The organism is Dinghuibacter sp. (assembly GCF_035492835.1).
GTDB lineage: Bacteria > Bacteroidota > Bacteroidia > Chitinophagales > Chitinophagaceae > Dinghuibacter.
The window spans coordinates 1-4727 of the sequence record NZ_DATJIY010000209.1 but is presented as its reverse complement, the minus strand read 5'-3'; the positions used below and the strand labels follow the sequence as shown (position 1 = coordinate 4727).

Annotated in this window: 4 protein-coding genes; 2 read left to right on the top strand and 2 right to left on the bottom strand. The window is 62.0% G+C overall.

Annotated elements, in window-relative coordinates; all coding sequences use genetic code 11:
• Positions 1–593, bottom strand: a 593-nt coding sequence (locus tag VL547_RS19410; RefSeq protein ID WP_325581029.1) for an SDR family NAD(P)-dependent oxidoreductase, incomplete at its 3' end; no start/stop codon positions are given.
• Between the two features lie 345 nt (positions 594–938).
• Here VL547_RS19410 and VL547_RS19405 point away from each other — a divergent pair.
• Positions 939–1628 (top strand): NAD-dependent deacylase, encoded by a 690-nt coding sequence (locus VL547_RS19405; RefSeq protein ID WP_325581028.1) that lies wholly within the window; start codon positions 939–941, stop codon positions 1626–1628.
• Here VL547_RS19405 and VL547_RS19400 read toward each other — a convergent pair.
• Positions 1615–2514, bottom strand: coding sequence for an AraC family transcriptional regulator (locus VL547_RS19400; protein WP_325581027.1), 900 nt, complete (start codon positions 2512–2514; stop codon positions 1615–1617). The two genes, VL547_RS19405 and VL547_RS19400, sit on opposite strands and share 14 nt — an antisense overlap.
• A gap of 93 nt (positions 2515–2607) precedes the next feature.
• Between VL547_RS19400 and VL547_RS19395 the strand changes: the two genes are divergently transcribed.
• On the top strand, positions 2608–4727 hold a 2120-nt coding region (locus tag VL547_RS19395), incomplete at its 3' end, for a glycosyl hydrolase (protein WP_325581025.1).

Below are 4727 nucleotides of genomic sequence, written 5' to 3'. Positions count from 1 at the left end.
GTTACGGCATGTACCGAAATCGCCGTGCGTATATACCCTGGCGTTAGCATCGTGACGTAGATTCCGGACGACGCCACCTCCGCGCGGAGACAATCGAAGTATCCGTGGAGCGCGTGCTTGGCCGCCGCGTAGGCCGACCGCATTGGCGTGCCGAGCTTGCCCATCACGCTGCTCGTCACCACCACGTGCCCCTGCCGACGCGCTACAAAGTGCGGTAGCAGCTCCCGCGTCAGCGCGATATAGCTGAAATAGTCGAGCTCCATCACCCGCCGGTGGACGCTCATTTCGGTTTCCGCGACCAGCCCACGGGAGCTGATCCCGCCATTGTGTACAATCACGTCGATGTGGCCAAAAAGAGCGATGGCTTCGGCGGTTTTTGCCGCCAGGCTATCCATGTCCACGAGGTCCAGCGGGAGGACCCGGACCAGACCGGGGTTGGTGCAGGCCTTACGGACGCGCTCGAGCTCCCCCGCCCGGCGACTCGACAAAATCAGCTGCGCGCCTTCGGCGCCGAGGGTGTAGGCGAGGGCTTCGCCGATGCCAGAGGAAGCGCCGGTGATCCAAACGACCTTCCCGGAGAAATAGTTGCTCATAAGATATTAAAGATAGGTTTTCTCCCCGTGTGTCCCCCCAGGGTGCCCTTTTTGCTCCCTTTGAATTTTAGGCAAGCTGTAGCTTGGGTAAACGCCACTTTTCGTGCGATTATCCAAGGTAAAGATTGGGGTCAAAACTGTCTTGGGGCTGCCTTGAAAAACGGGCAAGCTATACCTTGGTTTTTTGCCCCATTTATATCGTTTTTCCAAGCTACAGCTTGCCTAAAAATCAAAGGGAGCAAAAGGGGCACCCCGGGGCCGCCACCGCGAAAGCGTCAAAAGATCGCGGAAGTTTCAGGGTCCCGCGGAAGCCGTCGGACCCGTGGAAAGCCGTACCTTCATCCCATGTCCCAATCCCACCTCGTCGTACTCACCGGCGCCGGCATCAGCGCCGAAAGCGGCCTCAGAACCTTCCGCGACAGCGATGGCCTTTGGGAGGGCTACGCCATCGAAGACGTCGCCACGCCCCGCGCCTGGCAACGCAACCCGCGGCTGGTACTGGACTTCTACAACACCCGCCGGCGGGACGTCCGCGCGGCCAAACCTAACGCCGCGCACCTGGCGCTGGCGGAGCTGGAAAACGACTACAAGGTCACGGTCATCACCCAGAATGTCGACGACCTCCACGAACGCGCGGGGTCGACGAACATCCTCCATCTCCACGGCGAGATACTGAAGATGCGGAGCGACCGCGACGAAAAATATATACAGGAAATACTCGGGGACATGGAGGAAGGCGCCCTGGCGCCCGACGGCGGCCTGCTGCGTCCGAACATCGTCTGGTTCGAGGAGCCCGTGCCCCTGATCGCCGAAGCGGCAAAGATCACCAACACCGCCGACGTCTTCCTCGTGGTAGGCACCTCGCTTCAGGTTTATCCCGCCGCGGGGCTCGTCGATCTCGTGCCGCGTCACGCCCCCGTCTATGTAGTCGATAAGAAGTTGCCGCCCATGGCGCCGCATCCGCGGTTACACCTGATCGAGCAGGCGGCCACGATTGGGATGCGGGAAGTGCTCGCGGCGCTCAGACGTCGCTAGGGTCCCCGTCATAATCCGGCCTCCGCAGCTTCCTATACTCGCTCGGCTTCATCCCCGTCTTCTGCTTGAACATCCGCGAAAAGTGGAACGCCGACTCGAAGTTGAGCTCATAGGCGATATGCTTCACCGGTAGCTCGGTGTTGGCCAGCTGCTCCCTGGCGAGCTCTATCTTCAGCTGGAGGTAGTAGTTGCCCGGCGACAACCCGGTCTCCGTTTTGAAGCGCTTGCGGAACCAGGAATAGCTGACGTTGAGCTCCCGCGCGGCCTGCTCGGGCGAATAGGCGTTGCCCAGGTGGGCGCTGAACAGCTGTTTCGCCCGGTCGATCACGTCGGGTTGAACCGTGGGCTGCCGCATGGCGGCATAGATGGTGCCGATCAGGTGCATCACAGCGCCGGATATCATCGGCTGGAAGCCCGGCCGTTCCAGACGCGTTTGCTCGATAACGTTGGTGTATAACCGCAATACTTCTTCCCGGAAACCGATGGGCACGCAGGGATGGTGCTCGTGGAGGTATCCCCGCCGCAGCAGGTTGTCGGCTATTTCCCCGGTCCAGCCGATCCAGTACTCGTCCCAGCCGGTCCGCGGGTCGGGTTTGTAGCGGTGCCGCTCCCCGGGGAAAAGGAATATGATCGTCCCCGGTTCGACCACGGTCGTCTCGGCGGTGCGGGAAGACTCGAAGTATCCCCGGCCGTTGAGGATGTAGATCACCTGGTATTCCTGCAGCACGCGCCAGCTGTTCCAGGTGAAATGATGGTGGTCCGGGTGACCGTTGATGGGATAGGGCTCCAGGGGTCCGATGTGCGCGCAGCCCGCATTCACCACCGTCAAACCCCAACGAGGGTCCGTATCTTGTGGAGCAAGGTACTTGTGAAAGTTTTCATCCATGGCAAACATATCAAATACGACAACGCGAATGTCAAATCCGACCGGCCCCGTGGGGCGCCTGCGGATATATTTGTCCAAAGCTATCGTAAATATATGCGTTTCTTCCTGTTGATCTGTGCTGCCCTTACCTGCCAGCTGGCCGCGGCCCAAACCGCCCGGCTGAAGCCCGGCTTCGCCCATCCCGGCGACGCGTACAAGCCAGGGGTCTACTGGTATTTCATGGACGGCAACATGAACGCGGAAAGCATCACCAAAGACCTGGAAGCCATGAAGATCGCGGGGATTTCCCATGTCCTTTTCCTGGAGGTCAACGTAGGGGTACCCCGGGGCCGGGTCGACTTTTTCAGCCCCGAATGGCTCCGGTTGTTCGCCCATGCCACCCAGGAGTGCAAACGCCTCGGGATCGTCATGACGCTGGGGATCGGCCCCGGCTGGACGGGCAGCGGCGGCCCCTGGGTAAAGGGCAGCCAGTCGATGCAGCACCTGGTCGCCAGCGAGACCCTCGTCAGTAAAGGCCAACAGGCAAAGCTGCCCATCCCCGCCCCGCGTAAGCCCTTCTTCGGCGAAGACGGCCTCCCCGAGGAATTCAAAAAAGCCCGCCAGGACTTTTACCAGGACGTGGCCGTCCTCGCCATCCCCGCCACCACGACGCAAAAGATCGCCCATAGCGACGAAAAAGCGCTCTATTACCGTGCGCCCTATTCCTCTGCCGCCGTGCCGCCGAACATCCCCGATACGCCCGAAACCGCGCCGCCCGTCAGCGAAGTACTCGACCTGACCGGTAAAATGGACCCCGATGGCACGCTCCATTGGACGCCGCCAAAAGGCGACTGGATCGTCCTCCGCTTCGGCGCCCGCAACAACGGCGCGATCACCCGTCCCGCGCCCGTGCCCGGGCTGGGTTTCGAGTGCGACAAGTTCGACACCACCGCGCTCTATGCCCACCTCGACGCCTACGTCGGGAAGATCCTTAAAAACAGCGCCCCCGGCGTGATACAACGCCTCCACATCGACAGCTGGGAAGCAGGTCCGCAAAACTGGACCGAACGTTTCCGCCAGGAGTTCCGCCAGCGCCGCGGTTACGACCCGCAACCCTACTACCCGGTGTACCTGGGGTATGCCGTGGGGAGCGATGACAAAAGCGCGCGTTTTCTCTGGGACCTGAGACAGACCGCCCAGGAGCTGATCCTCGAAAACCACGCGCGGGCGGTCCGCACTTATGCCCACCGCCACGACATGCAGCTCTCCCTCGAACCCTATGACATGAACCCCACCTCCGACCTGGAGCTCGGCAGCGTCGCCGACGTCCCGATGGCCGAGTTCTGGAGCAAGGGCTATGGCTACAACACCGCCTTTAGCGTGATCGAAGCCACGTCCGCCGGTCACATCGAAGGCCACGCGCTCATCCAGTCCGAGTCCTTTACCGCCGGCGGCGAAGAAGCCTGGAAACAAAACCCCTCCTCGATGAAGAACCAGGGCGACTGGGCGCTCGCGTCCGGCATCAACCTGTTTTTCTTCCACACCTTCCAGAACCAGTTCATGCCGGATTCGGACAAACCCGGCGCCACGATGGGCCCCTATGGCGTCCACTGGGACCGCAGCCAGACCTGGTGGCCGATGGTCGGCGCCTATCATACCTACTTAAGCCGTTGCGGCTATCTGTTACGGCAGGGCCGTACGGTCGCGGATATCCTCTACCTGACCCCCGAAGGGAGTCCAAACGTTTTCGTTCCCCCCGTCTCCGCTCTGAAAGGCGTCGACACCATCGCCGACCGCCGCGGCTTCAACTTCGACGGCTGCGCCCCGGGCGAACTGATGAAAGCCACCGTCCGCGACGGCCGGATCGTCTTCCCCAGCGGCGCGACCTATAAAATCCTCGTCCTCCCCGCCGTCTCGTCCATGACCCCCCGACTTACCGCCAAAATCGCGTCGCTGTCGGACGCCGGCGCCACCATCATCGGTACCGCCCCGCTGCGCTCGCCCAGCCTCACCGACTACCCGCACTGCGACGCCGTGGTCCGCGCCCTGGGCCGCCGCCTCAAACTCATTCCCCCCGGCCCCCTCGACGGTCAGTTCTATCCCTACTACGACGCCGTAAAGACCGTGCTCGAGCAAAAGGGCCTGACCGAAGACTTCACCACCGACGCGCCGCTGCGCTACACCCACCGCACCGGCCCCGGGTGGGACATCTATTTCGTGTCGAACACGTCCGA